General features: G+C 65.7%; 26 protein-coding genes. 8 read left to right on the forward strand and 18 right to left on the reverse strand.

From position 1 onward, the window contains the following. Complete coding sequence (locus tag BVG12_RS16370; RefSeq protein ID WP_075796403.1) at positions 1-321, reverse strand: hypothetical protein; 321 nt, start codon at positions 319-321, stop codon at positions 1-3. 105 nt (positions 322-426) lie between these two features. Further along, positions 427-1,428 (reverse strand): gamma-glutamyl-gamma-aminobutyrate hydrolase family protein, encoded by a 1,002-nt coding sequence (locus BVG12_RS16375; protein WP_083685111.1) that lies wholly within the window; start codon positions 1,426-1,428, stop codon positions 427-429. Between the two features lie 306 nt (positions 1,429-1,734). On the opposite strand from BVG12_RS16375, the gene BVG12_RS16380 reads away from it, so the two are divergent. Then, positions 1,735-3,735 carry a DNA topoisomerase IV subunit B gene (locus BVG12_RS16380; protein WP_075793334.1) on the forward strand — a complete coding sequence of 667 codons (2,001 nt, stop codon included), beginning with the start codon at positions 1,735-1,737 and terminating at the stop codon, positions 3,733-3,735. 109 nt (positions 3,736-3,844) lie between these two features. Continuing rightward, positions 3,845-6,175, forward strand: coding sequence for a DNA topoisomerase IV subunit A (gene parC / locus BVG12_RS16385; RefSeq protein ID WP_075793335.1), 2,331 nt, complete (start codon positions 3,845-3,847; stop codon positions 6,173-6,175). Between the two features lie 60 nt (positions 6,176-6,235). Here the strand turns inward: parC and BVG12_RS16390 are convergent, their stop codons facing one another. The 7 genes from BVG12_RS16390 to BVG12_RS16420 all read right to left on the reverse strand — a co-directional run bounded on the left by BVG12_RS16390 (position 6,236) and on the right by BVG12_RS16420 (position 11,968). Then, positions 6,236-7,486, reverse strand: coding sequence for an IS256 family transposase (locus BVG12_RS16390; RefSeq protein ID WP_075791135.1), 1,251 nt, complete (start codon positions 7,484-7,486; stop codon positions 6,236-6,238). 112 nt (positions 7,487-7,598) lie between these two features. Continuing rightward, positions 7,599-8,147, reverse strand: coding sequence for a hypothetical protein (locus BVG12_RS16395; protein ID WP_307189117.1), 549 nt, complete (start codon positions 8,145-8,147; stop codon positions 7,599-7,601). 160 nt (positions 8,148-8,307) lie between these two features. Next, positions 8,308-8,829, reverse strand: coding sequence for a hypothetical protein (locus tag BVG12_RS16400; RefSeq protein WP_075793336.1), 522 nt, complete (start codon positions 8,827-8,829; stop codon positions 8,308-8,310). Positions 8,830-8,933: 104 nt separating this feature from the next. Further along, positions 8,934-10,343: an IgA Peptidase M64 gene (locus tag BVG12_RS16405; RefSeq protein WP_075793337.1), complete on the reverse strand. Its 1,410-nt coding sequence runs from the start codon at positions 10,341-10,343 to the stop codon at positions 8,934-8,936. Between the two features lie 15 nt (positions 10,344-10,358). After that, on the reverse strand, positions 10,359-11,027 hold the full coding sequence (locus BVG12_RS16410; RefSeq protein ID WP_075793338.1) for a hypothetical protein: 669 nt from the start codon (positions 11,025-11,027) through the stop codon (positions 10,359-10,361). Between the two features lie 70 nt (positions 11,028-11,097). Then, complete coding sequence (locus BVG12_RS16415; protein ID WP_075793339.1) at positions 11,098-11,574, reverse strand: GNAT family N-acetyltransferase; 477 nt, start codon at positions 11,572-11,574, stop codon at positions 11,098-11,100. Continuing rightward, positions 11,564-11,968 carry a rhodanese-like domain-containing protein gene (locus BVG12_RS16420; RefSeq protein WP_075793340.1) on the reverse strand — a complete coding sequence of 135 codons (405 nt, stop codon included), beginning with the start codon at positions 11,966-11,968 and terminating at the stop codon, positions 11,564-11,566. The genes BVG12_RS16415 and BVG12_RS16420 overlap by 11 nt, the downstream gene beginning before the upstream one ends. Before the next feature lie 89 nt (positions 11,969-12,057). Here BVG12_RS16420 and ftrA point away from each other — a divergent pair, with 89 nt between their 5' ends. After that, positions 12,058-13,065 (forward strand): transcriptional regulator FtrA, encoded by a 1,008-nt coding sequence (ftrA, locus tag BVG12_RS16425; protein ID WP_075793341.1) that lies wholly within the window; start codon positions 12,058-12,060, stop codon positions 13,063-13,065. Here the strand turns inward: ftrA and BVG12_RS16430 are convergent. Both BVG12_RS16430 and BVG12_RS16435 read right to left on the reverse strand, forming a co-directional pair. Then, positions 13,034-14,251, reverse strand: coding sequence for a cyanophycinase (locus BVG12_RS16430; RefSeq protein WP_075793342.1), 1,218 nt, complete (start codon positions 14,249-14,251; stop codon positions 13,034-13,036). The two genes, ftrA and BVG12_RS16430, sit on opposite strands and share 32 nt — an antisense overlap. Before the next feature lie 79 nt (positions 14,252-14,330). Further along, on the reverse strand, positions 14,331-14,774 hold the full coding sequence (locus BVG12_RS16435) for a GNAT family N-acetyltransferase (RefSeq protein WP_075793343.1): 444 nt from the start codon (positions 14,772-14,774) through the stop codon (positions 14,331-14,333). A 383-nt stretch (positions 14,775-15,157) separates the two neighbouring features. Here BVG12_RS16435 and argH point away from each other — a divergent pair, with 383 nt between their 5' ends. From argH to BVG12_RS16460, 5 genes are all read left to right on the forward strand, one after another. Further along, positions 15,158-16,555 (forward strand): argininosuccinate lyase, encoded by a 1,398-nt coding sequence (argH, locus tag BVG12_RS16440; protein WP_075793344.1) that lies wholly within the window; start codon positions 15,158-15,160, stop codon positions 16,553-16,555. Between the two features lie 113 nt (positions 16,556-16,668). Beyond that, positions 16,669-16,908 (forward strand): hypothetical protein, encoded by a 240-nt coding sequence (locus BVG12_RS16445; RefSeq protein ID WP_075793345.1) that lies wholly within the window; start codon positions 16,669-16,671, stop codon positions 16,906-16,908. Between the two features lie 16 nt (positions 16,909-16,924). Then, positions 16,925-17,593: an HAD-IA family hydrolase gene (locus BVG12_RS16450; RefSeq protein WP_075793346.1), complete on the forward strand. Its 669-nt coding sequence runs from the start codon at positions 16,925-16,927 to the stop codon at positions 17,591-17,593. A 78-nt stretch (positions 17,594-17,671) separates the two neighbouring features. Continuing rightward, positions 17,672-18,100, forward strand: coding sequence for a hypothetical protein (locus BVG12_RS16455; RefSeq protein ID WP_156895654.1), 429 nt, complete (start codon positions 17,672-17,674; stop codon positions 18,098-18,100). Positions 18,101-18,105: 5 nt separating this feature from the next. Then, the gene (locus BVG12_RS16460) at positions 18,106-18,321 is read left to right on the forward strand and encodes a helix-turn-helix transcriptional regulator (RefSeq protein ID WP_075793348.1); all 216 of its coding nucleotides are present in this window, start codon (positions 18,106-18,108) and stop codon (positions 18,319-18,321) included. Here BVG12_RS16460 and BVG12_RS16465 read toward each other — a convergent pair. From BVG12_RS16465 to paaH, 7 genes are all read right to left on the reverse strand, one after another. Next, positions 18,299-18,892: a cupin domain-containing protein gene (locus BVG12_RS16465; protein ID WP_083685114.1), complete on the reverse strand. Its 594-nt coding sequence runs from the start codon at positions 18,890-18,892 to the stop codon at positions 18,299-18,301. The genes BVG12_RS16460 and BVG12_RS16465 overlap by 23 nt on opposite strands. Positions 18,893-18,934: 42 nt before the next feature. Then, a complete protein-coding gene (gene paaZ, locus BVG12_RS16470; protein WP_075793349.1) occupies positions 18,935-20,980 on the reverse strand; it encodes a phenylacetic acid degradation bifunctional protein PaaZ in 2,046 nt (681 codons plus the stop codon). Positions 20,981-21,089: 109 nt separating this feature from the next. Then, a complete protein-coding gene (gene paaY / locus BVG12_RS16475) occupies positions 21,090-21,683 on the reverse strand; it encodes a phenylacetic acid degradation protein PaaY (protein WP_075793350.1) in 594 nt (197 codons plus the stop codon). 1 nt (position 21,684) lies between these two features. Next, positions 21,685-22,890: a 3-oxoadipyl-CoA thiolase gene (gene pcaF, locus BVG12_RS16480; RefSeq protein ID WP_075793351.1), complete on the reverse strand. Its 1,206-nt coding sequence runs from the start codon at positions 22,888-22,890 to the stop codon at positions 21,685-21,687. 12 nt (positions 22,891-22,902) lie between these two features. Then, positions 22,903-24,213, reverse strand: a complete 1,311-nt coding sequence (gene paaK, locus BVG12_RS16485; RefSeq protein WP_075793352.1) for a phenylacetate--CoA ligase PaaK — start codon at positions 24,211-24,213, stop codon at positions 22,903-22,905. A gap of 15 nt (positions 24,214-24,228) precedes the next feature. Further along, positions 24,229-24,681 (reverse strand): hydroxyphenylacetyl-CoA thioesterase PaaI, encoded by a 453-nt coding sequence (gene paaI, locus BVG12_RS16490; RefSeq protein WP_075793353.1) that lies wholly within the window; start codon positions 24,679-24,681, stop codon positions 24,229-24,231. Beyond that, positions 24,671-26,179, reverse strand: a complete 1,509-nt coding sequence (paaH, locus tag BVG12_RS16495; RefSeq protein ID WP_075793354.1) for a 3-hydroxyacyl-CoA dehydrogenase PaaH — start codon at positions 26,177-26,179, stop codon at positions 24,671-24,673. The genes paaI and paaH overlap by 11 nt, the downstream gene beginning before the upstream one ends.

The raw sequence follows: 26,179 nt of genomic DNA on the forward strand, positions 1-26,179 counted from the left end.
TCAGGTCGCCAGCGTCGGCCTGCCCTGCCCCAGGATGCGCGCCAGCAGCGGACGTTTGACGGGCGCCGGCAGGGCGCGGTCGACGAGTGCCGCCCACTTCACGCTCAGTTGCTCGCAGGTGGCGCGCAGCACCGGATCGGCGTCCGGCAGGCGCGCCAGCGCGTTCAGGTGACGTTCGATCACCGACGCGAGTTTCACGCACGGGCCGTCGCCGCCCGCGCGGTCGCAGGCGACCGCATTGGTCACCGTGTATTGCGACATCAGGTGCAGCAGGGCCGCCACCAGCAGTTCGTTGCGCGTGGTGCGGCGCGCATCAGGCATGTTCAGTTCGTCCAACAAATCGTCGTCCACAAGACCTCCTCGAAATATTTGAGAATGATTCTCATTTCGATTATGAATCGGGACGAGGCCGAAGGCAAGCGGAATTCAGAGGCGGGTTTCGCGGGCCGCGCGCAGGAATTCGTCCAGCACCGGCGTGCAGTCGAGCAGGTCGCCGCCGGTGGCCCGGTGGAATTCCGGATGCCACTGCAGGCCCATCACGAACGGCGCGCGCTGGTAGCGGATCGCCTCGACGACGCCGTCCGGCTCCGACATCGCTTCGACGTGGATATCGCGGCCCAGGTCCTTGACGGCCTGGTGGTGGATCGAATTCACGACGGCGCGCTCGTGCTTGGGAAACATCTTGCGCAACGACGACCCCTGCGGGAACACGATGGCGTGGCGGTGCGCATCGTAGATGTCATGCACGTGCGGCTGGGCACCGGGGACGTTCGTCGCGACGTCCTGGTACAAGGTGCCGCCGAACGCGACGTTGATCAGCTGGCAGCCGCGGCAGATGCCCAGCACGGGCTTGCCGGCATCGACGAACTCGTGCAGCAGTTCCAGTTCGTAGACGTCGCGCGCGCGGTCGCCGCCCCACTCGGGCCGGGTGGGTGTTTCGGAATACGTCATCGGCGAGACGTCCGCCCCGCCCTGCAGCACGAGGCCGTCCAGGTGGCGCGCGTAATGGCGCATCGTGATGTTGCTGGGGTGGAGCAGTCCGTTCGTATTGACGGTCGGGACCATGAACACGAGCACGTCGCGCGACATCACCCATTGCGCGATCGATTCCTCGAGATATTGCAGATTCTTGCTGCGCAGGCCTGTCGCGCCCGCTTCGGGATGGAAGATGCGGGCCGACACGCCGATGCGCAGCGTGCGCCGCATGAAGTCGCGATTGAATTTATCGGCCAATGCGCGCCAGCGCGAGCGCAGCACGCGGCCGGCCAGGTTCAGCGGCGTGTCGTCCGTGCGCAGATAGCGCGACGTGCCGCCCCCGGCACGGCGGTCGGGCACGCGCGGCGGGCCCGACGGGCCGTCCTGCGGCGGACCGGATTCGCTCGCGGGTTCGCCCGGTTTGTTAGCGTGCTTGTCATTGTCCAAAGCCATGATCTCAATATATCCTTGCGACGGTCGCGCACGATTCGGATTTGAAAAAAATGTCGTTTTGTTACGAAAGCTCCCGCCACCGCCTCCTATGAACAGGATGCCGGGATGCGCCAGACTTGGCAATCTGTGCAACGAGTACTTGCAAACTTGCGCCTGACAGGCAAGAATACTGTATTTCCATACAGTTGTTTTGCCCGTACACCGCGTCCCGTCTCCAGGAACGACTCTCCGTCACGTGGCGTGAAGTCGCTTATTTTCCCCGCGACAAGATAGAATGCGCAGCATTCGAATGATTGAAGATCAAGCATGGCCACCAAGAAACCCGCACCCGATTACAGCGAATCATCCATCCGCGTCCTGAAAGGACTGGAGCCCGTCAAGCAGCGTCCGGGCATGTACACCCGCACCGAGAATCCGCTGCACATCATCCAGGAAGTGATCGACAACGCCTCGGACGAGGCGCTCGGCGGCTACTGCAAGAACATCGACGTGACGATGAACGCGGACGGCTCGATCACCGTCGAGGACGACGGCCGCGGCATTCCCGTGGGCCTGCATCCGGCAGAAGGCGTGTCCACGGTCGAGATCGTGTTTACGCGCCTGCACGCCGGCGGCAAGTTCGACAAGGGTTCCGGTGGCGCGTACGCGTTCTCGGGCGGCCTGCACGGCGTGGGCGTGTCCGTCACGAACGCGCTGTCGAAGCGCCTCGAGATCACCGTCTGGCGCAAGGACGACGACGGTAACGGCGTGCACAAGCTGGTGTTCGCCGACGGCGACGTGATCGAACCGCTGACGTCGGAACCGTTCGAGCGCGGCGGCAAGAAGAACGGTACGCGCGTCACCGCCTGGCCGGACGGTAAATACTTCGATTCGCCGAACATCCCGATGAGCGAGCTGCAGCGCCTGCTGCGCTCGAAGGCCGTGCTGCTGCCGGGCGTCACCGTCACGCTGACCAACGCGAAGACGGGCGACAAGCAGACCTGGCGCTACGACGAAGGCCTGCGCGGCTACCTGACGGAAGCGCTGGCGCAGACGGCGGGCGGCGGCCAGACCGTGATCCCGCTGTTCGAAGGCGCGCAATACGCGGCGGCGGGCGATGAAGGTTTCGCGGAAGGCGAAGGCGCGGCGTGGGTCGTCGCGTGGACGGAAGAAGGCGCCGTCGTGCGCGAATCGTACGTCAACCTGATCCCGACGCCGAGCGGCGGCACGCACGAATCCGGCCTGCGCGACGGCCTGTTCGGCGCCGTGAAGGGCTTCGTCGAGATGCACTCGCTGCTGCCGAAAGGCGTCAAGCTGCTGCCGGAAGACGTGTTCGCGCGCGTCTCGTTCGTGCTGTCGGCAAAAGTGCTGGACCCGCAATTCCAGGGCCAGACGAAGGAACGCCTGAACTCGCGCGATGCGGTGAAGCTCGTGTCGACGTTCACCAAGCCGCCGCTCGAACTGTGGCTGAACCAGCACGTCGAGTATGGCCGCAAGCTGGCGGAACTCGTCATCAAGCAGGCGCAGTCGCGCCTCCGGTCGCTGCAAAAGGTCGAGAAGAAGAAGTCGTCCGGCGTGGCCGTCCTGCCCGGCAAGCTGACCGATTGCGAATCGACGGACATCACCCGCAACGAGCTGTTCCTCGTCGAGGGCGATTCGGCGGGCGGCTCCGCGAAGATGGGCCGCGACAAGGAATTCCAGGCCATCCTGCCGCTGCGCGGCAAGGTGCTGAACACGTGGGAAACGGACCGCGACCGCCTGTTCGCCAACAACGAAATCCACGACATCGCGGTGGCGATCGGCGTCGACCCGCACGGTCCGGACGACAGCCCCGACCTGTCGGGCCTGCGCTACGGGAAGATCTGCATCCTGTCCGATGCGGACGTCGACGGCTCGCACATCCAGGTCCTGCTGCTCACGCTGTTCTTCAAGCACTTCCCGGCCCTCTTCAAGAACGGCCACGTGTGCGTCGCGCGCCCGCCTTTGTACCGCGTGGACGTGCCGGCGCGCGGCAAGAAGCCGATCCAGAAGCTGTACGCGCTGGACGACGGCGAGTTGCTGGCCATCGAGGACAAGCTGAAAAAAGAAGGCCTCAAGGAAGGCGTGTGGAGTATTTCCCGCTTCAAGGGCCTGGGCGAGATGAACGCCGAACAGCTGTGGGAAACCACGATGAACCCGGACACCCGCCGCTTGCTGCCGGTCGCGTTCGGCGACTACGGCCTGGCCGAATCGGCGGCGCGCTTCAATATGCTGATGGGTAAAGGCGAAGCCGCGGCCCGTCGCGCGTGGCTCGAAGAACACGGGAACGAGACGGAAGCGGATATTTGATGCGCACGTAGCGCGTGGGCTCCGGGAGCCCGCCCTACCACACGCGATGCCGTAGGGTGGGCACCCCGTGCCCACGCGTACAGCTCGAACGAACCGAATACACAGAACTATGACCCAAGCAAGCCTCTTCGAACAACAAAACGCGCCCTCGGACGATACCGAGACGCTGACTCTTTCCACCTTCGCCGAACGCGCGTACCTGGACTATGCCGTCTCGGTCGTGAAAGGCCGCGCGCTGCCGGACGTCTCGGACGGTCAGAAGCCGGTCCAGCGCCGCATCCTGTACTCGATGAACGAACTGGGCCTCGGTCCGACCGCGAAACCGCGCAAGTCCGCGACCGTCGTCGGCGACGTGCTCGGCAAGCTGCACCCGCACGGCGACCAGTCGGTCTACGACGCCCTCGTGCGCATGGCCCAGGACTTTTCGCTGCGCTATCCGCTGATCGACGGCCAGGGCAACTTCGGCTCGCGCGACGGCGACGGCGCCGCCGCGATGCGTTACACGGAAGCCCGCCTGACACCGGTCTCGCGCCTGCTGCTCGACGAGATCGACATGGGCACGGTCGACTTCCAGCCGAACTACGACGGTTCGAGCGAAGAACCGCGCACCCTGCCCGCGCGCCTGCCGATGCTGCTGCTGAACGGCGCGTCCGGCATCGCGGTCGGCATGGCCACCGAGATCCCGTCGCACAACCTGCGCGAAGTGGCGGCATCCGCCGTCGCGATGATCCGCAATCCCAAGATCACGCACGCCGAGCTGATGACCCTGATGCCCGGCCCGGACTATCCGGGCGGCGGCCAGATCATCACCCCCGCGTCCGCCATCGCCGACATGTATGCGGCCGGCCGCGGTTCGATGAAGGTGCGCGCGCGCTGGAAGATCGAGGAACTGGCGCGCGGCCAGTGGCAGGCCGTCGTCACCGAGCTGCCGCCCGGCGTGTCGTCGCAGCGCGTGCTGGAAGAGATCGAGGAACTCACGAACCCGAAGATCAAGGTCGGCAAGAAGACCTTGTTGCCCGAACAGCTGACGCTGAAGCAGACGATCCTCGGCGCGCTGGATGCCGTGCGCGACGAATCCGGCCGCGACGCCCCGGTGCGCCTCGTGTTCGAGCCGAAGTCGAAGAACCAGGATCAGACGGAATTCATGCTGATGCTGCTGGCGCACACGTCGCTGGAAACCTCCAGCCCGATCAACCTCGTGATGATCGGCGGCGACGGCCGCCCGCGCCAGAAAGGCTTGTCCGAGATCCTGCAGGAATGGATCGACTACCGCTTCGTCACGGTCCGCCGCCGCACGGCATTCAGGCTGGGCAAGGTCAACGACCGCATCCACATCCTGGAAGGCCGCGAGACCGTCCTGCTGAACATCGATGAAGTCATCCACATCATCCGCAACTCGGACGATCCGAAGGCCGCGCTGATCGAGCGCTTCCGCCTGTCGGAGCGCCAGGCCGAGGACATCCTGGAAATCCGCCTGCGCCAGCTGGCGCGCCTGGAAGCGATCAAGATCCAACAGGAGCTGGCCGAGCTGCGCAACGAAAAGGAAAAGCTGGAAGACATCCTCGAGAACCCGTCGTCGATGAAGCGCCTGATCATCCGCGAGATCGAGCTTGACGCGAAACAGTACGGCGACGACCGCCGCACGCTGATCGAGGAAGCGCAGAAGGCCGTGGCCGAGCAGAAGATCGTCGACGAGCCGGTGACCGTCATCGTGTCCGAAAAAGGCTGGGTGCGCGCGCGCGCCGGCGTCGGCCACGATCCGGCCCAGTTCACGTTCAAGGCGGGCGACTCGCTGTACGGTGCGTTCGAGTGCCGCACCGTCGACACGCTGCTGTGCATCGGCGACAACGGCAAGGTGTATTCCGTGCCCGTGGCCGCCCTGCCCGGCGCGCGCGGCGACGGCGTGCCCATCACGACCCTCGTCGACCTGTCGGGCGGCGGCCGCATCCTGTACTACTACGTGGGTCCGGCCGACACGCGCCTGCTGCTCGCGACGTCGACCGGCTTCGGCTTCATCACGAAGGCCGGCGACATGATCACGCGCCTGAAAGGTGGTAAATCGTTTATCACGCTGGACGACGGCGCCGTGCCGCTGCCGCCGCGCGTGGTCACGGACAATGCGGGCGCGATCGCCTGCCTGTCCGAAAAAGGCCGCGTGCTGGTGTTCGGCATCGACGAAATGAAGGTGCTGCAGAACGGCGGCCGCGGCGTGATCCTGATGGGCCTCGATCCGAAGGAAAAGTTGCTGGCCGTCCAGCCGATCAGCCAGAAGGGCCTGAACGTGGTCGGCACGTGGGCCGGCGACAAGCCGCGCACGGTGGAGCTGTTCGCGTCCGGCCTGGAGCCGCACTTCGGCAAGCGCGCCAACAAGGGCAAGCCGTTGTCGGCGAAACTCAAGGCCAAGGACCTGGCGATGCGCACCACGGGCGACGCCGGTTAAAGTCCCCGCGCATCAAACGACAAAGGGGGTGTACCAGATTCTGTGTAAACGATTCTTCGTTTAAGTCTGCGGCACCCGGTCTTCAAACTGGATGGCGAAGCGGTTTAACGCAGCTTTCCAGTCCCGTATCGGCATCGTCCACTTCTTGCTGATGTTGTTCAGGGCAAGATAAAACAGCTTGCTGACAGCTTCATCGGTCGGAAAGGAACTGCGGGCCTTGGTCACTTTTCGCAGGCTCATGTTAATCGATTCAATAGCGTTCGTGGTGTATATCACCTTTCGGATTTCCGGCGGGTAGTCGAAGAACGGTATGACGCGCGCCCAGTTACGGCGCCAGGACTGACTTATCGGTTTATACTGTTTATCCCATTTATCTTCGAATTCGGCAAGCCTGAGTTCAGCCTCGTCGGTAGTGGCTGCACTGTAAATCAACTTCAGATCGGCGGCGACTTCCTTCTGCGCTTTCCAGGGCACGAAATTCAGGCTGTTGCGCACCATGTGAACGATGCACAGCTGAACCGAGGTCTGCGGGTAGACCGCCTCGATGGCGTCCGGGAAGCCTTTCAGGCCGTCGACGCAGGCGATGAATATGTCCTGCACGCCACGATTTTTTAGCTCGGTCACGACCTGCAGCCAGAACTTCGCGCCTTCAGTTTGGGAGATCCACAGGCCCAGCACCTCCTTGTGGCCATCCATGTTGACGCCGATGGCCAGGTAGACCGCCTTGGTACGCACCGCGCCGTTGTCGCGCACCTTGACGTGAATGCAGTCGAGATAGAGGATCGGGTACACGGCGTCGAGCGGGCGGGCCTGCCAGAGCTTCACATCCTCGCTGACAGCGTCCGTGACGTTGGAAATGAGGGTCGGTGACACCTCGGTGCCGTACATCTCTTCCAGATGGCTTTGGATCTCCCGCACGCTCAGGCCACGCGCGTAGAGCGAGATGATTTTGTCGTCGAAGCCGGTCCAGCGTGTCTGATGCTTGACGACGATCTGCGGCTCGAACGTGCCCTGGCGGTCGCGAGGAACGTCAAGCGGCAGCGCGCCGAAATCGCCCTTGAGCGTCTTGATGCTATGGCCGTTGCGGGTGTTGGCAGTGCTGTTGGTCACCTCGCCGCTTTTGTCGTGGCCCAGGTGGTCGGTCATCTCGACTTCCAGCGCGCGCTCGACCAGCATCTTGGTGAGCTGCTTGAGCAGCCCATTTTCGCCGATCAGGTCCTCGGGCTTCTGGTAGTTTGCCAGCAGGCCGTCGGCAAGTTTGAGCAGTTCCGGATCGGGCTTGGCCCGCTTGTTACGCTTTACAACGGTCATCGTTTCTCCTAATGGCGGCAGTGTCCTGCCAAATGACCGTTTACACAATATTATTTACACCCTCACGACAAACGGACCCGCGGGTCCGTTTGTCGTTGGTGCGCCCGCCAAATTACTTGGCGGCGTCCTTGTGCGCTTCGGCCGTGGCTTCGGCGCGTTTTTCGTTGGCCTTGGCGTGGGCCTTGGCTTTATCGGCGTTGGCGTCCACGATCTTCTTCTGGGCCTTTTCGTCGGCCTTGATCATGGTCTTCTGGGCGTCGTAGGTGGCGTCGGCGGTCTTTTCCTCGGCCTTGGCGGCAGCCTTGGGCTTGTCTTCCGGATCAGCCTTGGCGACCTTCTCGTTGGCCTTGGCGATCTTCTTCTCGGCCTTGCTCTGAGCCTTGGCCTTCTTCTCGTTGGCCTTGCTCGTGGCCTTGCTGATCTTCTCGTCCTGCTTCGAGATCTCCTTGGCTTCCTTCTCGTCGGCCTTGTTGATCTTCTTGTCGGCCTTGGCGTCGCCGGTCGACGTCGTGCCGGCGGCGCCGCTCTGGCCCGTCGACATGGTCGTGCCGGTGGTCGTGGCGGTCGTGGTGGCCGGGGTGGCCGGTGCGGTGGCGGTTTGGGCGTAGACCGAGGTGGCGAACAGGCCGGCGATCAGGGTGGCGAGCAGTTTATTCATCATGGTTCTCCTGAAGTGATTATGGTGAGGCGGCGCGACGAGGCGCCGTGTGTTTTTGTTAACTCGAGCCATCAGAATAGGCTTCGGCAGTCACACGCTCTGTTCGCCAGCGCACGTAGTACATACCGCTCGTCATTTAATTTGTGACCAGATCTTTCAGCTGTCAGGACCCCGACCGCGCCGCCGCTTTCTCGGCACCCTTGCGTTTCGATTCGGCATGTTTCTTCTTGCTCGCCTTCACCGCGGCTTCCGTCTTCATGCGGCTGCCCGGTGGCTCCTTCACGGCCCGTGCATTCGCCTTCATGACTTCGCTCTCGGCCTTGGTCCCGGTCTCGCCGCGCCCGCCGGTGGCCGCGGCGTTGGGGTCGGTGTTGTTGGGCGCCGTCGTGTTGGTGGCCTGCGCATTCACGTTGTCGGACTTGCCCGGCGCCGGATTGATCACGGCCGTGCTTTTGCCGATGACTTGGCCCGCGGTGTCGACCCCGGCCGCCTGCCGGCCCGTGTCACCGTGCTTCGATCGCGTATTGGCCGTGCCGTCCGTGCGCAGGCCGGTGCCGGACACGCCGGCGGCGGTGGTGTTGTTGCCGGACACGGCCTGGCCGATCGGCGCCGTGTTGGCGGTGGTCTGGGCCCAGGCCGACGACGCCAGCAGGGCACACGCGAGGGTGGAGAGGAATTTGTTCATGATGATCCCGTTTCGTCATGCGATTGGTAGGTCGAAACGAGGATAGGTGCGCCGTCCGGGTGTATCTGTTCGGCAGCGCACCCTGGCGGGGCGTTACACAGCGGCTATTTCTTGCCGGCGTACAAGTCGATGATGTCGCCGATGCCGTCCTGGCAGACCGGACAGAACTGCCCGCTGCGGTCGAACATGATGCATTGCATGGCCGGACGATAATAGCCGGTCGCCTCATAGTTCGCGCCTTCGAACGCCCCGATCGCCTTGCGGTACCTGGCCTGCGCGAACAGGGCGTTCGTGTGCGCCAGGTCTTCCCGGAACAGCGCGCTCATCTCCGCCTCCGGCCGGTTCGCCGCCCGCAGCGCCGCGCGCTTCTTCTGGTACTCGCGCGAGTAGGCTTCGTACTCGGCCTTGGGCCACGGCGTCGGCAGCGGCGTGCCGGCCTGCACATACTTCTTCCATTTCAGGTGGGCCGGATCGCGCAGCGCCGTCACGTTGGGTTCCCACGGCTCCATGCGCACGCCGCTGGATTGGTAAGCGACGGGCGACGTGTAATACTCGTCGGCCAGCCCGGCGAAGTGGTGGCCGAACTCGTGCACGAACAGATAGTCGGCCCAGTCATTGCCGGCGGCGGCCGTGCTGAACTGGCCGAAGATGCCGCCTCCGCCATACGTGTCGTTGTTGACGAGGATCTCGATGAATTCGTATGGCGCATACTGGGCAATATCGCGCAGCGCACGGTTGTCCAGGGTCAGCACGTAACGCTCGCTGCCGAAGATGTCGTAGCGCGTGCCCAGCGCGGACGCGTGGTGCACACCCGTCGACGGCCGCGACACGCCCGATTCCTGCGTCGGTACGGCCAGCGCCCACACATTGAAATCGTTCGCGCGCTCCTTGAACGGCGACACTTCGAACAAGTGCTGCGCGAGACGGCGCACGGCGGCCTCGAACTTGGGCATCTCGGCCTGCGTATAGCCGTCGCCCAGCACGAGCAGGTCGACCTTGTCGGGCGACGGACCGCTGACCCGGATCGGAATCGGCTTTGCCGGCGCCGGCCCTTGCGCGCGCACGACGTCCTGCGCATCCGTATCGACATCCACGCTCCACGCGACGGAGAACTGGTTGCGCTCGTCGCGTTTCAGGATGCGCACGCGCACGGGACGGTCAGGCTTGGGAAAACGCACGGATTCGTGAAATCCGCGGCTGAGCTTATTCGCTTCCTCGGTCGTCTTCCACTCGCCGAACACGGTGGAAAAGTCGCGCGAATACAGCAAGTCGCCCGTCTTCGCGTCGGCCACCTCGACGCGGTTGTTGCCGCGGTTGGTGTCGTCGAACCGCCGCGACATCGCGCCCGGCCACGGCAGCGGTTCGATCAGCACGCGCTCGATCGCGTATTGTTCGGACAGTGCGTTGCCGCTGTGGATGTAGTCGAGGCGGACGGTGGCGGGCTGGGTTGCCTGGGCAAGGGCCAGCGCAGGGAAGGCCCAGGCGGCGAGCAGGCGCAGCATCGATCGGTACATGGGGTCGCTCCTTCGTTAATGTGCTGCAACCACGGCATTGTCGGCCTTCGGCAGGCTCTTCAGCAAGCCCTGCAGATTGCCGTCGATGCTGCTATACGCGCTACGTACCTGGGACAGGGCCTTCAGCATCTGGTGCGGTGTCGCCGTGCCCGTTTCCAGGTCACTCAACGTGTCCATCATGCGCGGGCCGTCGACGAAACTCGTGCCGCCACCGGTCGACAGCGACTGCACGTCGCGGATATCGGCATAGGCCGTCACATAACGTTGCAATTGGTCATCCGGTATCCAGGTGACGGCCTGGTTGGCAACGGCCGCGTCCCACGCTTCATGACGCAGAGTGGGCAGCGAGATACTGAGAACGACTCCGGCCTTCCAGTCGCTCTTGAAGCGTGCCATCAACACATTGTCGGCCACCTTGTCGCGGATGCCCTGCAACAGCTCGGCGCGGACCCGTTTGATCTCCTTCAGGTCGCGCTCGTTATGCGCGAGCACGTCGTTGACGTCCTTGACATTGAGGCGCAGCTCGGCCTCGATCTTCTCGCTCGCCTCGTGCGCGAGCTGCTTGTGATGAATGGCCTGGACGGTGTGCTCAAGTGCCAGGGCGGTGAGGATACTGATGACGATCATCACGTACTCGCCGCCGAACTCCTTCAGCTTCTTCGATTTCGGAACTTCGAAATGCATGGTGAACCCGCGCTAGATATAAAACTTGCAATCTAGCGCAGGTTTGGCTTTCTGACAATCAACAGCATCGTCAGCGGGCTTGCGGCAAGGCGAGCCGCCAATGTTCCCAGTCCGCGTCCGGCGCGCCGCCGACGCGGCGGTACAGGCGTTTCGCGGCCTCGTTGGATGGCAGCACGAGCCACGTGATCCATCCGGCGTCGATGCGTTCCGCCTCGCGCCGCAGGCTCTCCAGCAGGCCGGCGGCGATGCCCTGGTTCCTGTACGTGACGTCCACGAACAATTCCTTCAGGATCACTGTCGGCCGCAAATCGTACGTGAACGCCTGCGCGAGCCAGACCGCGTAGCCGGCCAGGCGGCCATCCTGCCCTTGCGCGACGAGGATGCCGCACTGCGCGCCCGGCCCGAATGCCCGGACGCGCAGATCGCCGGCCATCACGCGGAACCGCGGCAGATAGCCCTCGAACGCGGCAAGCGCGCGCATCATGCCGATGAGCGGCTCGGCGTCGTCCGGCCGGGCCGGGCGGATCGTGAAACGCTCACTGGCCATTGCCGACGGCCAGCTCGAACCCTTCGTCGATCCAGCCCGTGATCCCGCCGATCATCAGCTTGACGGGCCGTCCCAGCTTCGCCAGCCGGTACGCCGCGCGGTGCGCGCCATTGCAATGCGGGCCGGCGCAATAGACGACGAACAAGGTGTCCATCGGATAGTCGCGCAGTTTCGCTTCGACGATCTTCCCGTGCGGCATGCTGATCGCTTGCGGCACATGGCCCCGCACATACAGGTCCGGGCTGCGCGCGTCGAACAGGACGAAATCCTGCCTGGCGCCGGCGATGGCGTCGTGGACGTCCCAGCAATCCGTCTCGAATTCGAAGGCGGTGCCGAAGTGGGCGATGGCGCGGTCGCTGGACGCTGCGGGGATGGCGGCTACGGATGAGGTCATGGGTTTCTCCTTTCAGTGAGACGCCAGTGTCGCAGCGGCGGGACATCGGCGGCAGTGCCTTGCGCGACAGAAATTGGTAACATCGTGCCATGTCCCATCATGTCGCCATCGTCGCCTACGACGGCCTGTGCACCTTCGAATTCGGTTGCGCCGTCGAGCTGTTCGCCCTGGAGCGTCCGGAGCTGGGCGTGCGCTGGTACACCCATGCCGTCTGCGCCGTCGAGCCCGGTCCCCTGCGTGCCATGGGCGGGCTGACCGTGCACGTGCCGCACGGCCTCGACGCGCTCGCGCGGGCCGACACGATCGTCATCCCCGGCTGGCGCGATCCGGCCGAAGCGCCCCCAAGCGCCCTCGTCGACGCGCTGCGCGCCGCGCACGCACGGGGCGCGCGCATCTGCTCGATCTGCTCGGGCGCGTTCGTCCTCGCCCACGCCGGCCTGCTCGACGGCCGCCAGGCGACCACGCACTGGCGCTACCTGGACGACCTGCAAGCACGCTTTCCCGGCATCGCGATCGATCCGGACGCGCTGTACGTCGAGGCCGGGACCATCGTCACATCGGCCGGCTCAGCGGCCGGCCTCGACATGCTGCTGCATCTCGTGCGTGCCGACTTCGGTGCGGACGTCGCCAACAAGGTCGCGCAACGCCTCGTGATCCCGGCGCACCGCGACGGCGACCAGGCGCAGCGCGTCGCACGTCCTCTCCCCGATGCCGGTGTCGACACCATCGCCCGCCTCATGGACCGGGTGCGCGAAAACATCCGCGCCGATCACAGGGTCGCCTCGATGGCGGCGGAGGCACGCCTCGGCACGCGCACCTTTCAACGCAGGTTCAAGGAGAGAACGGGCCTGGCGCCGCTCGGCTGGCTCGTGCGCGAACGCGTCGCGCTGGCCGCGCAGCTGCTGGAGTCGCGGCCTCTGCTTGCTATCGATGCGGTCGCCGACCTGGCCGGGCTCGGCTCGGCCGAATCGCTGCGGCGCCATTTCCGCGCGCATGGCCTGGCGCCGCCCGGACGCTACCGCAAGCGCAGCGGCGAACGGGCCCTTGCGCCCTTGCCTGAGCTGGCTATTTATACTGGTACAGCGGACGGCGGATGAGGATGGGCCGGATGTCCAGCCGCACGTTGTAGATCGAATAGGACTCCATGGACGACGACTGGTAGCCGACGCTGTCGTCCGTGCGCGTAAAACGGAATTCGAAGCCGAGGTCGGGCTGGACGCCGTTCGGGCTGCCGAGCGTGATGCCGATGGCGTCCGGCTGGTCGCTGTCGATCAGCTTGCTCATGAGGTCGACGACCGAGCTGTTGCCGAGAATGTCGGCCGTGAACAGCGGCTCGCGGTAATACGGCCGCGACGGGTCGAGCTTGTTGTCGGCCTTGTCGTCGGACGGCGTGCATTCGTGGGTGAGGATGTTGAAGCGGTCGCCGTTGTCGAGATAGCTGACGCGCACATTGGTCACGTTGAACGCCCCTTCGTGCACGGTCGCGCCAGACAGGTCGAGCACCAGCGCGCCTTTATAGCCGATCACTTCGACGTCGCGGTTGGGCAGCACGACCATGGCCGTGTCCTCGTCGATGCCCAGTCCGAGCTTGTAGCCCTTCTTGAGCATGGCCGGCAGCATGCGCGCGAAGCGGCCGCGCACGAGCAGGTGCTGGTCGATGAACACGTCGTCGCCGACAAAGCCGAGCCCGTCCGTGATTTCCTGCCCTTCTTCCACACCGAGCTTGAGCGTGGCCAGCACGGCCTTGGGCCGGCCGAACATCGTGCTGCTCATGATGGCGGCGCCGGCGCTGGAGCCGGCGATCACGCCGCCGCCCCGGTACATGTCCCACAACGCGTCGAGCACGCGGGTATTGCTGCCGTCTTCGTGGCGCAGGGCGCGGGTGATACGGCTCTGATCGCCGCCCGCGAAGAACGCGCCGTTCGCGCCGCGCACGGCTTCGGCGAGGCCGGGGTCGTCGGCCGCGGCCTGGTAATCGCTGCCGGACAGCTTGACCGCGACGGGCACGAAAAACGCCTTGGCGCCATAACTGTTGAGGCGCTCGACGAGGCTCTTGCCGGACCGTTCCGGCGTGCCCGACGCCGACGCGAACACGGCGATGCGCGCACCCTTGCCGCCCGCCAGCTGGATGATGCGTTCCCACACGGGGCCATTCCCGGGGCGGAGATTCCCGCCGATGATGACCAGCGACCCCTTGGGCGGAGGCGCGTCAAGGGCGGCGCACCAGGGCGTGCCGGCCAGCAGCAGCACGGCCAGCAGAAGACGCAGCGCAGAGCGAACCATAAAATCCTTCCCAGCAACATTTAACCGACAGACAGATCGTAAGACTGATTCTAGAGGACTGTCGCCGTGTTGAGTCCGCTCAGGAAAGATATATGTTCGGGGAGAAGCGCTCCATCACGGAATCCGGACGCTGCGGCGGCGCGAAGCCGAACCGCGCAAACAGGCTGTGTGCGTCGCTCGTGTTGAGGGTGAAGCGCCGCAACCGCTGCAGGCTCGGATGCTCCAGGACGATGCGGATCAGCTGCTTGGCATAGCCGCGTCCGCGGTACTCCGGTACGACGAAGACATCGACCAGCTGGGCCTCGGTGGCATAGTCGGTGATGACCCGGGCGAATGCGACCTGACGGCCGTCGAGATAGCCGCCGAAGCACAGCGAGTTCTCGATCGAGCGCTCGACGACGGTACGCGAGATGCCTACGGCCCAGGTCGACTGCTCGCTGAGGAAGCGGTAGATCATCGGCACATCGAGCGTCGTCCGGTCCGTGCTGACCTGGAAACTGGAATCGTTGGTGGTTGGAATCATGGACACGCCAAACCGTCAATCTGGTAAAAAAACCAATTCTAGCCCCGTTCCGGCTCGCACGGACAATTATGCCAATCGTGCGTGCATGACCGTTCAGCCCCGCGGCAGATAGCGGTCCGGCAAGCGCAACGAGGCATCCTCCGCGCGCCAAGGACGTTCACGATCCACCAACGCTTGCCGTCGTTACGTCGTTATATAGCTGGATGCTGTTGGTGCCGCGCTGGAACGGTTCGGCCTCCCCGCGCGCATGCCGCGAAAAACAGAGGCATGATCGGACATTGCGCGAGACAGTGTAGGGAAAGCCGGCAGGGCCGATTCGCCGGGGGCGCGTCTGCACAGTTTATAATCAGGAATCCAAGAAAATCCCGTCACCCGCCTCCATCATGACTGAACAATTTGCCAAAAAAGCGGAAGCCTGGTCGGCCCGCTTCTCCGAACCCGTCTCCGACCTCGTCAAGCGCTACACCGCCTCCGTCTTCTTCGACAAGCGCCTGGCCCTGTTCGACATCCAGGGTTCGCTCGCCCACGCCGACATGCTCGCCGCCCAAGGCATCATCAGCGCCCAGGACAAGGCCGACATCGAACGCGGCATGGCCCAGATCCGCGGCGAAATCGAAGCCGGCCAGTTCGAGTGGCTGCTCGACCTGGAAGACGTGCACCTGAACATCGAAAAACGCCTGACGGAACTGGTCGGCGACGCCGGCAAGCGCCTGCACACGGGCCGTTCCCGCAACGACCAGGTGGCGACCGACATCCGCCTGTACCTGCGCGCCGCCATCGACGATATCCTCGCCCTGCTGAAAGGCCTGCGCGGCGCCCTGACCGATCTGGCGGAACGCAACGCGGACACCATCATGCCGGGCTTTACGCACCTGCAGGTGGCGCAGCCGGTGACCTTCGGCCACCACCTGCTGGCTTATGTGGAAATGTTCGGCCGTGACGCCGAGCGCATGGCGGACACGCGCCGCCGCGTGAACCGTCTGCCGCTGGGTGCCGCCGCCCTGGCGGGCACCACCTTCCCCACCGACCGCCTGCGCGTGGCCAAGACCCTCGGCTTCGAGGACGTTTGCCACAACTCGCTCGACGCCGTATCTGATCGCGATTTCGCGATCGAGTTCACGGCCGCCGCATCGGTCTTGATGATGCACATCTCGCGCATGTCGGAAGAGCTGGTGACGTGGATGAGCCCGCGCGTGGGCTTCATCGACATCGCCGACCGCTTCTGCACCGGCTCGTCGATCATGCCGCAGAAAAAGAACCCGGACGTGCCGGAACTGGCGCGCGGCAAGACGGGCCGCGTGTACGGCCACCTGATGGGCCTGCTGACCCTGATGAAGGGCCAGCCGCTGGCCTACAACAAGGACAACCAGGAAGACAAGGAACCGCTGTTCGACACCGTCGACACCGTGCTGGACACGCTGCGCATCTTCACCGACATGGCTTCCGGCATCACGGTGAAGGCCGAGAACATGCGCGCGGCCGCCCTGCAGGGTTATGCGACGGCGACCGACCTGGCCGACTACCTCGTCAAGAAAGGCCTGCCGTTCCGCGACGCCCACGAAGCCGTGGCGCATGCCGTGCGCGCGTGCGACGACGCCAAGTGCGACCTGTCGGAAATGTCGCTGGAGCGCCTGCGCGAATTCTCGCCGCTGATCGAACAGGACGTGTTCGCCGTGCTGACGCTGGAAGGCTCCGTGGCGGCCCGCGACCACGTGGGCGGCACGGCGCCGAACCAGGTGCGCGCGGCCGTCGCGCGCGTGCGGGCACAATTGGCGGAGTAGGGTGGGCGGCCCTCCGCCCACGCGGACGTTTGCGGCTCGCCGGCGGTCGCGTGGGCACATGGTGCCCACCCTACGTACAATCCGATTGGACACCAGTTCGATCGGAGAACGCCATGCAACGCTACGGCAACCAGAGTCGTGAATCCGGCGTCGTCGCCTACGACATCGACGCCGGCCGGATCGTCGTCCAGTTCAGGAACGGCGAGCGCTATCTCTACACGGAAGACAGCGCCGGCGCGGCCAATATCGCGAAAATGCAGGAATTGGCCCGGGCCGGACGCGGGCTGTCGAGCTTCATCAGCCAGCACGTCCACGACCGCTACGCCCGCAAGATCAACTCGCGCCGACTTTAACCACACAGAAAGATCCATGACCGCAACGCCCGACCTGCCCCAGCGCGACTTTGCCGCCTTCCTGTTCGACATGGACGGCACCATCCTCACTTCCATCAAGGCCGCCGAGCGGGTCTGGGGCGATTGGGCCGCCAGCCACGGGCTCGACGTGGCCGCCTTCCTGCCCACCATCCACGGCAAGCGCACCGAGGAAACCATCCGCGCCCTCGAGCTGCCGGGCGTCGACCCGGTGGCGGAAGCGGCGCGCATCACGCTGGCCGAGATCGAGGACGTGGCCGGGATCGAGGCCATCGAAGGCGCCGCCGGCTTCATCGCCAGCCTGCCCGCGCAGCGCTGGGCCATCGTCACCTCCGCGCCGCGGGCACTGGCCGAAGCGCGCATCGCCGCGGCCGGCCTGCCGCTGCCGGCCGTGCTGGTGGCCGCCGAGGACGTCGAGCGCGGCAAACCGGCACCCGATCCCTTCCTGCTGGGCGCACGCAAGCTCGGCGTCGAACCGAAGGACTGCCTCGTGTTCGAGGACACGCTGGCCGGCCTGCGCTCGGCCGCTGCCGCCGGCATGGCGAGCATCGTCGTGACGGTCACGCACGCGCATCCGCTCGAGACGGACGTCGCTGCCGTGCTCGACTATGCGGACCTGCGCGCCGTGACGACAGCCGATGGCTTACTGCGCGTGCAGAAAAAATAATGTCACCGATAGGTGACTTTTTGAGTCGTCAAGGTTACATTACCACCCATCACTTTGATGGAGGTACACATGTCCCCGATGCCTGCCGACCAGACCGAACGCCTCGTCCAGTTTTCCCGCCGCCAGCTCTGGTGCGTGTTGATTTTCCTGCTGGTCCTGGGCGCCGGCCACCTGGTCAATTTATTCGTACCAGGGAAGAGCGCCGCGCTGGTCAGCCTACCGATCTTTCTCGCGGTGTTTTTTGCGATGCCGTCACCCAAAACGAACGGCATCGGTTTTGCGAGCACGAGTCCTGCCATGAAGGCCTTGCAGAACGACGAGTTGCGTCAGTTCGCGCTTGCCAAGGCCTTTCGCAACGGCTTTTTCATCCTGTTGGCCTACCCGCCGCTCTGCGCGATCGCACTGACCGGCTGGGCCGTGGCCGACCCGCTGCCGGCCGTCGTCGCCAGCGGCGCTTGGCTGGGCGCCGTCGTATTCCTGGCCAGCCTGCTCTGGTACGACCGTTGAATCCGATGGCCGATCAACTGACGACGACGATGAAACTGCAGCGCGCCCGCCTCGACCTCACGCAGGCCGAGTTGGCCGAGCAGGCCGGTGTCACGCGCAAGTCGATCAATGCGATCGAAACCGGCAACATGGTCCCCTCCACCATCCTGGCGCTGAAGTTGGCCAGGGTGCTGGGCGTGACAGTGGAAGAGTTATTCGCTATCGAGGTTCGTCCGGACTGATGCCGGCCTGTTCCCCGTGATCCGCCCGGAACACGCGCGGCGCCAAGCTCTTCTCGTCCGTTTCGATGGCCGCGTCCTTGTCCGCGGCCGGCATGGCCGAGGTGCGCGTGTCGCGCTTGGGATACGGCGTACCGTCGCGGTGCGAATAGCTGCCGGTCTTGCCGTCGTAGACGAGGTCGATGTCCGGATAGTGCGCCGTGTCCTCGGGGATCCGGGAGCCGACGCACAGGAACAGCGCATTGCCCCAGCCCCGGTTGATGAGCTGGTGGCCATTCGGCCGCCCGGCGGGAAAGGCCGCGCAATCGCCCGCGCGCATCAGCGTTTCGCCTTCGTCCGTCACGAGCGTCAGTTCGCCGGACACGACCATCACGAATTCGTCCTCATGGCTGTGCCAGTGACGTTGCGACGATGCCGCGCCGGGTTGCAATTCGACGAGGTTGACGCCGAACTGGGTCAGTCCGCCGGCATCGCCCAGCGCCTGCTTGCTGCGGCCGTTGACGGCTTCGGCAAAGGGGTCGGGATACCCGGTACCGGTCAGCACGGGAATACTGCTCAGGTCTAGCCGCGACATGGATCACTCCTTATCAGGTTCGCGCGCGGCTTTGGCCCTTCCTCAGCCGCGTTTTTGCACCAGCGTCAGGATATCGTAACTTGCGACGAGTTCGTCGTTCTGATTCGTCACCTGCACGTCCCACGCGACCACGCCCTGCCCGCGCCCCTGGTCGTCCGTGCGGTTGCGGTCGACCTTGCGCTTGCACGTGAGGCGCGCGCGGATGGTGTCGCCGATCGCCACCGGCGCCACGAAGCGCAGGTTGTCGAGGCCGTAGTTCGCCAGCACGGGCCCCGGTGCCGGCGACACGAACAGGCCCGCCGCCGCCGACAGCACGAAATAGCCGTGCGCGATGCGCTTGCCGAACTGCGTGTCCCGCGCCGCGATCTCGTCGAAGTGCATGTAGAAATAATCGCCCGAGACGCCGCCGAAGTTGACGATGTCCGCCTCGCTGACGGTGCGGCGGTGCGTCAGCAGCGAGTGGCCGATCTCCAGGTCTTCGAAATAACGGCGGAACGGGTGCACCTCCGATTCCTTGACGGCCGCGCCGCGCACATACTCGCCCGTGACGGCCGCCAGCATCGTCGGCGAACCTTGCACCGCCGCGCGCTGCAGGAAATGTTTGACCGCGCGGATACCGCCGAGTTCCTCGCCGCCGCCGGCGCGGCCCGGACCGCCGTGCTTGAGCATCGGCAGCGGCGAGCCGTGGCCGGTCGAATCGACGGCCGCGACGCGGTCGAGGATGTGCACGCGGCCATGCGACGCGGCCGCCACGGGCACGGCGTGCGCCGCGATGGCCGGGTCCTTCGTCACCAGGGTCGTCACGAGGCTGCCCTTGCCGCGCGCCGCGAGCGCCAGCGCCTCGTCGATGTCGCGGTAAGTCATCATCGTGCTGACGGGGCCGAACGCCTCGACGTCGTGCACGGCATCGTTATCCATCCCGTTGCGGCACAGCAGCAGGGTCGGCGCGAAGAACGCACCGGCGGCCACACCCTCGCCGACCGGCTGAAAACCGTCGCGGGCGCTGAACAGCACCTCGTTGCCGCGCGCAAGCATCTCGACCCGCTCGCTGACGTCGCGGTGCTGGTCCAGCGACGCGAGCGCGCCCATGCGCACGCCCTCGACCTTAGGGTTGCCCACGACGATCTTCGCGAGCCGCGCGCGCAGGCGCTCGCCGACGACGTCGACGAGGTGTTCCGGCACGATCACGCGGCGGATCGCCGTGCATTTCTGGCCCGCCTTGCCCGTCATCTCGCGTGCCACTTCCTTGACGAACAGGTCGAGCTCCTCGTCGTCCGGCGACACATCGGGTGCGAGGATCGCGGCGTTCAGCGAGTCCGCCTCCGCCGTGAACGGCACGGATTCGCGGATCAGGTTCGCATTGCCGCGCAGCTTCGCCGCCGTGTCGGCCGACCCGGTGAACGTCACCGCGTCGAAGCCGTTCAGGCGGTCCAGCAGGTCGCCGGTCGAACCAATGACGAGTTGCAGGCAGCCTTCCGGCAGCAGTTCCGACTCCATCATCATCTTTACCACCGCATGCGTGAGATAGCTGGTGGCGGTGGCCGGCTTGGCGATGCAAGGCATGGCGGCGAGGAAGCTCGGCGCGAATTTTTCCAGCAGGCCCCAGATCGGGAAATTGAAGGCGTTGATGTGCACCGCCACGCCGCCGCGCGGCACGAGGATGTGCGTGCCCGCGAAGCCGCCCCGCTTGCCGAGCGCCATGGCCGGGCCTTCGTGCAGCACGTTCGACGACGGCAGCTCGCGCCCGCCGATGCTGGCGTAGGCGAACAGGGTGCCGATGCCGCCCTCGACGTCGACCCAGCTGTCCGGCCGCGTGGCGCCCGTCAGGTGCGAGATCTCGTACAGTTCTTCCTTCCGCTCCATCAGGTACGCGGCCAGGGCCTTGAGGCGCTGGGCACGCTTCTGGAAGTCCATCCGCATCAGTGCCTGCACGCCCGTCTTGCGGGCATACGTGACGGCTTCGCCGAAGTCGATCTTGTCGGCGTGCGTGTGGTAGATCAGCTGGTTGTCCAGGGCGCTGTGCAGCGGCTGGTGGGCTTCGGTGCCGAGCCAGCGGCCGGCGATCAGGCTTTGCAGGGTGGGGGTCATTTCTCGTCTCCTCCGGTCGGGTGGATCACATCATTTGTTTGTGCGGCTTCGGTGCATCGATTGGGTCCCCGCGAAGGCGCGAACCCATGCTCACTTCGCACAGACGCGGCTATTTTTTTGGCTTGTGCGGCTCATCGAACACGATGCGCCGCCGGTCCGGCTCCACTTCCGTCAGCGCCTCGACCTCGCGCATCGTGCGCATCGACCTGACGTTCAGGTCGTGGTACTGCCGCGTGCCATAGCTCTTCCACGCGATCTCCTCGTCCGATACCGTCCGCACGATCTTCGCCGGTGCGCCCAGCACCAGGCTGCGCGGCGGGATTGCCATGCCGGCTTTCACGAAGGCGGCCGCACCCACGATGGATTCCGCGCCGACGACCGCCTTGTCCATCACGACGGCATTCATCCCGACCATCGCGTTGCGCCCCACGCGGCAGCCATGCAGCACGGCCCCGTGGCCGATGTGGCCATCCACCTCCACGACCGTGTCGTCTTCCGGAAAGCCGTGCATCACGCACGTGTCCTGCACGTTGGCGCCCTCTTCCAGGATCAGCCGGCCGAAGTCGCCGCGCAGCGACGCGAGCGGGCCGACATAGCAGCGCGGACCGACGATCACGTCGCCGATCAGCACCGCGGTCGGGTGCACGTATGCGGTCGGGTGCACGACGGGACGCAGGCCGTCGATTTCATAGACTTTGGCCATCTCACACCCGTTCCACGATGAGGGCGATGCCTTGACCCACGCCAATGCACATCGTGCACAGCGCATAGCGGCCACCCTTGCGGTGCAATTGGTTGACGGCCGTCGTGACGAGCCTCGCGCCCGATGCGCCCAGCGGGTGGCCGATGGCGATGGCGCCGCCGTTCGGGTTCACATGCGCGGCGTCGATCGGCAGGCCCAGGTCGCGCAGCACGGCCAGGCCTTGCGATGCGAACGCTTCGTTCAATTCGATGACGTCCATCTGGCCGATGGTCAAACCGGTCATCGCCAGCAGTTTCTTGGTCGCGGGCGCGGGGCCGAAGCCCATGATGCGCGGCTCCAGGCCCACCGTCGTCATGCCGACGACGCGGGCGCGCGGTGTCAGGCCGAATTGGTCGACGGCCGTGCCGGATGCGACCAGCACGGCGCAGGCGCCGTCGTTGACGCCGGACGCGTTGCCCGCCGTGACCGTGCCGTCCGGCGTCACGACGCCTTTCAAGCGGGCCAGCGATTCCAGGGTCGTCTCCGGGCGCGGGTGCTCGTCCGTGTCGAACACGCGCGACCCACCTTTTTTGTCGTGCAGCGTGACGGGCACGATTTCGTCCTTGAACACGCCGGCCGCATGCGCCGCCGCCCAGCGCTGCTGGCTGCGCAGCGCGAACGCGTCCTGGTCGCCGCGTGCGATGCCGAAGTCGCGCGCCACGTTTTCCGCCGTCTCCGGCATCGAGTCGATGCCGTACTGCGCCTTCATCTTCGGATTCACGAAGCGCCAGCCGATGGTCGTGTCTTCGATCTTCGCCGTGCGCGAGAACGCGCTGTCGGCCTTCGCCATCACGAACGGCGCGCGCGTCATGCTCTCGACGCCACCGGCGATGATCAGGTTCGCTTCGCCCGCGCGGATGGCGCGCGCGGCGCTGCCGACGGCGTCCAGGCTGGAACCGCACAGGCGGTTGATCGTGGAGCCGGGAACGCCGGGCGGCAGGCCGGCCAGCAGCGCGGCCATGCGCGCGACGTTGCGGTTGTCCTCGCCGGCCCCGTTGGCGCAGCCGTACAGCACGTCGTCGACCTGCGACCAGTCGATGCCGGGATTGCGTTCGATGAGCGCGGCGATCGGCAGCGCGGCCAGGTCGTCCGCGCGCACGCCGGACAAGGCGCCTCCGAAGCGGCCGAACGGGGTGCGGATGGCGTCGACGATGAATGCGTCAGTCATGCTGGAATCTCCTTATTGGTGTTTGGGCCGCTTGTCGACCACGCGGCGCGCCTTGCCCGTCAGCGAGCGTTCGATGCCTTGCGCGGGCAACAGCTGCACGGCCGTCGTCACGCCGATATACGTCTTGATGCGGTGCTGCAGGTCGCGGGCCAGCGCATCCACGCTGTCCGTCACGCCTTCGCGCAGTTCGCAATGCACGGCCAGCGCGTCGAGGTGCCCGTCGCGCGTGACGACGAGCTGGTAGTGCGGCGCCAGCGCCGGCATCTGCAGGATGAGTTCCTCGACCTGGCTGGGGAAGACGTTCACGCCGCGGATGATCAGCATGTCGTCCGAACGTCCGCTGATGCGGCCCATGCGGCGCATCGAACGCGCCGTCGGCGCCAGCAAACTGGTCAGGTCGCGCGTGCGGTAGCGGATGATCGGCAGCGCTTCTTTCGTGAGCGACGTGAATACGAGCTCGCCCTCTTCCCCGTCCGGCAGCACCTCGCCCGTGTCCGGGTCGATGATCTCGGGGTAGAAATGATCTTCCCAGATCACGGGGCCGTCCTTCGCTTCGATGCATTCGCTGGCCACGCCGGGGCCCATCACTTCCGAGAGACCGTAGATGTCGACGGCATCGATACCCGCGCGTTCCTCGATTTCGCGGCGCATGGCGTCCGTCCACGGCTCGGCGCCGAAGATGCCCACCTTGAGCGACGACGCGGCCGGATCGAGCCCTTGGCGCTTGAATTCCTCGACGATGTTGAGCATGTACGACGGCGTCACCATGATGATCGAAGGCTTGAAATCCTGGATCAGCTGGACCTGTTTTTCCGTCTGCCCGCCCGACATCGGCACGACCGTGCAGCCGAGGCGTTCGGCGCCGTAGTGGGCACCGAGGCCGCCCGTGAACAGGCCGTAGCCGTAGGCGATGTGGACCATGTCGCCGGGACGGCCGCCGGCCGCGCGGATCGAACGGGCGACGACGCCCGCCCACGTGTCGATGTCGCGCCGGGTGTAGCCGACGACGGTCGGCTTGCCCGTCGTGCCGGACGATGCGTGCACGCGCACGACCTGCTCGCGCGGCACGGCGAACAGGCCGAACGGATAATTGTCGCGCAGCGTCTTCTTTTCCGTGAACGGGAATTTCGCCAGGTCGGCCAGCGTTTTCAGGTCGTCCGGATGCACGCCCGCTTCATCGAACGCGCGGCGGTAGTGCGCCACGTTTTCATAGGCGTGAGTCAGGCTCCACTTGAGCCGCTCCAGTTGCAGGGCCTGCAGTTCGTCGCGGCTGGCGCGCTCGATCGGATCCAGCTCGCCGGGTTGCGGAATGCGTTGCACCATCGTTGTCTCCTCCGTTTACATGTCCACCGGTGCGACGTGGCCGGCGACGCGATGCGACTTCCCTCGGAACAGGGCGACCTTGCGCCCGTCCGCGTCCGTCACGACCACGTCGTAGACGCCCGTCTTGCCGGACAGAGCCTGCTCGACCGCTTCGGCCACGAGCACGTCGCCCGCGCGACCCGGCGCGAGATAGTCGATCGTGCAGCCGGCGCCCACGGTATTGAAATTGTGCGAATTGCAAGCGAACGCGAAGGCGCTGTCGGCCAGCATGAAGATGTAGCCGCCGTGGCAGGTGCCGTGGCCGTTCAGCATGTCCTCGCGCACCCGCATGCGCATGCGGGCGTAGCCGGGACGGATTTCATCGAGCGTCATGCCCAATGCCTGGCTGGCCGGATCGCGTTCGTACATCGTTTTGCCGGCCAGCTCGGCCAACGCCTGCTTTTGCTCCATGATTTGATCACTGTGCATGGATGCGCGCTCCATCAGGGTTCGCGGCCAGCTTGCGGCGCAGCAGCGGCGATACGCGGTAGCGGTCCTCGCCATACGTCGCGCCGAGGTTGGACAGCACGGTGAACACATGACGCAAGCCGACGGCATCGGCCCACGCCAGCGGTCCACGCGGATAGTTCACGCCCTTCTGCATCGCGATGTCGACGGCCGCCGCGGAGCACACGCCCTGGTTGACGGCGTCGAGCGCCTCGTTGGCCAGCATGGCGACGGTGCGCATCACGGCCATGCCGGGCACGTCGTCCAGGCGCGACACCGTGAAGCCGGCTTTCTGGAACACGCCGACGGCCGCGTTCCATGCGGCGTCGCTGCACTGGTCCGCGCGCGCCAACGCGATGCGCGTGGCGTTGGCCGGGTCGAGCAGCAGGTCGAACAGGATCGTGTCCGGGCGGCCGTCATCGCATGCGCGCTGCGTGGCGCTGCGGCCGTCCGTCAGGAAGATGGCGGCGGCGCCCTTCGAATCGACCGCGATGCCGGCTTCGCGCAAGCGCGCCTCGAGGGCAGCGGTCAGCGGATCGGCGCCACCCAGCGCCACCTGCGCTGGACACGGCTGCGCCCTTTCGGCCTGCGCCTGCGGCATCGGCACGCCCTCGCCATAACGGTAAAAGCCGCGCCCCGTCTTGCGGCCCAGGAAGCCGGCATTCACCAGTTCCTGCTGTACGACGGACGGTGCGAAGCGCGGATCGCCGTAATAGGCATGGAAGACGGATTGCGTGACGGCGTAATTGACGTCGTGGCCGATCAGGTCCATCAGTTCGAAGGGACCCATGCGGAAACCGCCGCAGTCGCGCAGCACGGCGTCGATCGTGGCCGGGTCGGCGGCGCGTTCCAGCAGCAGGCGCAGCGCCTCCGCATAGTAGGGCCGCGCCACGCGGTTGACGATGAAGCCCGGCGTGGACTTCGCGTGAACAGGGCTCTTGCCCCAGGCGGCGGCCGTCGCATGGACCGTGTCGGCGACGGCCTTGTCGGTGGCGACGCCGGAAATCACTTCCACCAACGCCATCAGCGGCACCGGATTGAAGAAATGCATGCCGGCGAGGCGTTCCGGGCGTTTCAATGTCGCGCCGATCGCCGTCACGGAGATCGACGACGTGTTCGTCGTGAGGATGCAATCCGGGCCGACGACGTCTTCCAGTTCCGCGAACAGGTCTCGCTTGACGTCGAGATCTTCGACCACCGCCTCGACCACCAGCGCGGCATCCTTCGCTTCTTCCAGCGCGCGCATGGGGTGCACGCGCTCGCGGGCGAGATCCGCTTCCGCCGCGCCCATGCGGCCTTTTTCGACGAGACGGGCGAGGGCCTTGCCGATGCCGGCGATGGCCTGTGCGACGGCGTCCGGACGGGTGTCGTACAGGCGCACGGTGTGCCCGGCCACGGCCGCCACCTGGGCGATGCCGGAGCCCATCGCGCCGCTGCCGATGACGGCGACGACGCTGTTCTTGTCCAATGCCTGGGCCAT

The organism is Massilia putida (assembly GCF_001941825.1).
Taxonomy (GTDB): Bacteria; Pseudomonadota; Gammaproteobacteria; order Burkholderiales; family Burkholderiaceae_D; genus Telluria; species Telluria putida.

Bases quoted from the DNA above. Each gene is read 5' to 3' on its own strand.
- BVG12_RS16370 (WP_075796403.1), bottom strand. From the start codon at position 321: ATGCCTGATGCGCGCCGCACCACGCGCAACGAACTGCTGGTGGCGGCC.
- BVG12_RS16375 (WP_083685111.1), bottom strand. From the start codon at position 1,428: ATGGCTTTGGACAATGACAAGCACGCTAACAAACCGGGCGAACCCGCG.
- BVG12_RS16380 (WP_075793334.1), top strand. From the start codon at position 1,735: ATGGCCACCAAGAAACCCGCACCCGATTACAGCGAATCATCCATCCGC.
- parC (WP_075793335.1), top strand. From the start codon at position 3,845: ATGACCCAAGCAAGCCTCTTCGAACAACAAAACGCGCCCTCGGACGAT.
- BVG12_RS16390 (WP_075791135.1), bottom strand. From the start codon at position 7,486: ATGACCGTTGTAAAGCGTAACAAGCGGGCCAAGCCCGATCCGGAACTG.
- BVG12_RS16395 (WP_307189117.1), bottom strand. From the start codon at position 8,147: ATGATGAATAAACTGCTCGCCACCCTGATCGCCGGCCTGTTCGCCACC.
- BVG12_RS16400 (WP_075793336.1), bottom strand. From the start codon at position 8,829: ATGAACAAATTCCTCTCCACCCTCGCGTGTGCCCTGCTGGCGTCGTCG.
- BVG12_RS16405 (WP_075793337.1), bottom strand. From the start codon at position 10,343: ATGTACCGATCGATGCTGCGCCTGCTCGCCGCCTGGGCCTTCCCTGCG.
- BVG12_RS16410 (WP_075793338.1), bottom strand. From the start codon at position 11,027: ATGCATTTCGAAGTTCCGAAATCGAAGAAGCTGAAGGAGTTCGGCGGC.
- BVG12_RS16415 (WP_075793339.1), bottom strand. From the start codon at position 11,574: ATGGCCAGTGAGCGTTTCACGATCCGCCCGGCCCGGCCGGACGACGCC.
- BVG12_RS16420 (WP_075793340.1), bottom strand. From the start codon at position 11,968: ATGACCTCATCCGTAGCCGCCATCCCCGCAGCGTCCAGCGACCGCGCC.
- ftrA (WP_075793341.1), top strand. From the start codon at position 12,058: ATGTCCCATCATGTCGCCATCGTCGCCTACGACGGCCTGTGCACCTTC.
- BVG12_RS16430 (WP_075793342.1), bottom strand. From the start codon at position 14,251: ATGGTTCGCTCTGCGCTGCGTCTTCTGCTGGCCGTGCTGCTGCTGGCC.
- BVG12_RS16435 (WP_075793343.1), bottom strand. From the start codon at position 14,774: ATGATTCCAACCACCAACGATTCCAGTTTCCAGGTCAGCACGGACCGG.
- argH (WP_075793344.1), top strand. From the start codon at position 15,158: ATGACTGAACAATTTGCCAAAAAAGCGGAAGCCTGGTCGGCCCGCTTC.
- BVG12_RS16445 (WP_075793345.1), top strand. From the start codon at position 16,669: ATGCAACGCTACGGCAACCAGAGTCGTGAATCCGGCGTCGTCGCCTAC.
- BVG12_RS16450 (WP_075793346.1), top strand. From the start codon at position 16,925: ATGACCGCAACGCCCGACCTGCCCCAGCGCGACTTTGCCGCCTTCCTG.
- BVG12_RS16455 (WP_156895654.1), top strand. From the start codon at position 17,672: ATGCCTGCCGACCAGACCGAACGCCTCGTCCAGTTTTCCCGCCGCCAG.
- BVG12_RS16460 (WP_075793348.1), top strand. From the start codon at position 18,106: ATGGCCGATCAACTGACGACGACGATGAAACTGCAGCGCGCCCGCCTC.
- BVG12_RS16465 (WP_083685114.1), bottom strand. From the start codon at position 18,892: ATGTCGCGGCTAGACCTGAGCAGTATTCCCGTGCTGACCGGTACCGGG.
- paaZ (WP_075793349.1), bottom strand. From the start codon at position 20,980: ATGACCCCCACCCTGCAAAGCCTGATCGCCGGCCGCTGGCTCGGCACC.
- paaY (WP_075793350.1), bottom strand. From the start codon at position 21,683: ATGGCCAAAGTCTATGAAATCGACGGCCTGCGTCCCGTCGTGCACCCG.
- pcaF (WP_075793351.1), bottom strand. From the start codon at position 22,890: ATGACTGACGCATTCATCGTCGACGCCATCCGCACCCCGTTCGGCCGC.
- paaK (WP_075793352.1), bottom strand. From the start codon at position 24,213: ATGGTGCAACGCATTCCGCAACCCGGCGAGCTGGATCCGATCGAGCGC.
- paaI (WP_075793353.1), bottom strand. From the start codon at position 24,681: ATGCACAGTGATCAAATCATGGAGCAAAAGCAGGCGTTGGCCGAGCTG.
- paaH (WP_075793354.1), bottom strand. From the start codon at position 26,179: ATGGCCCAGGCATTGGACAAGAACAGCGTCGTCGCCGTCATCGGCAGC.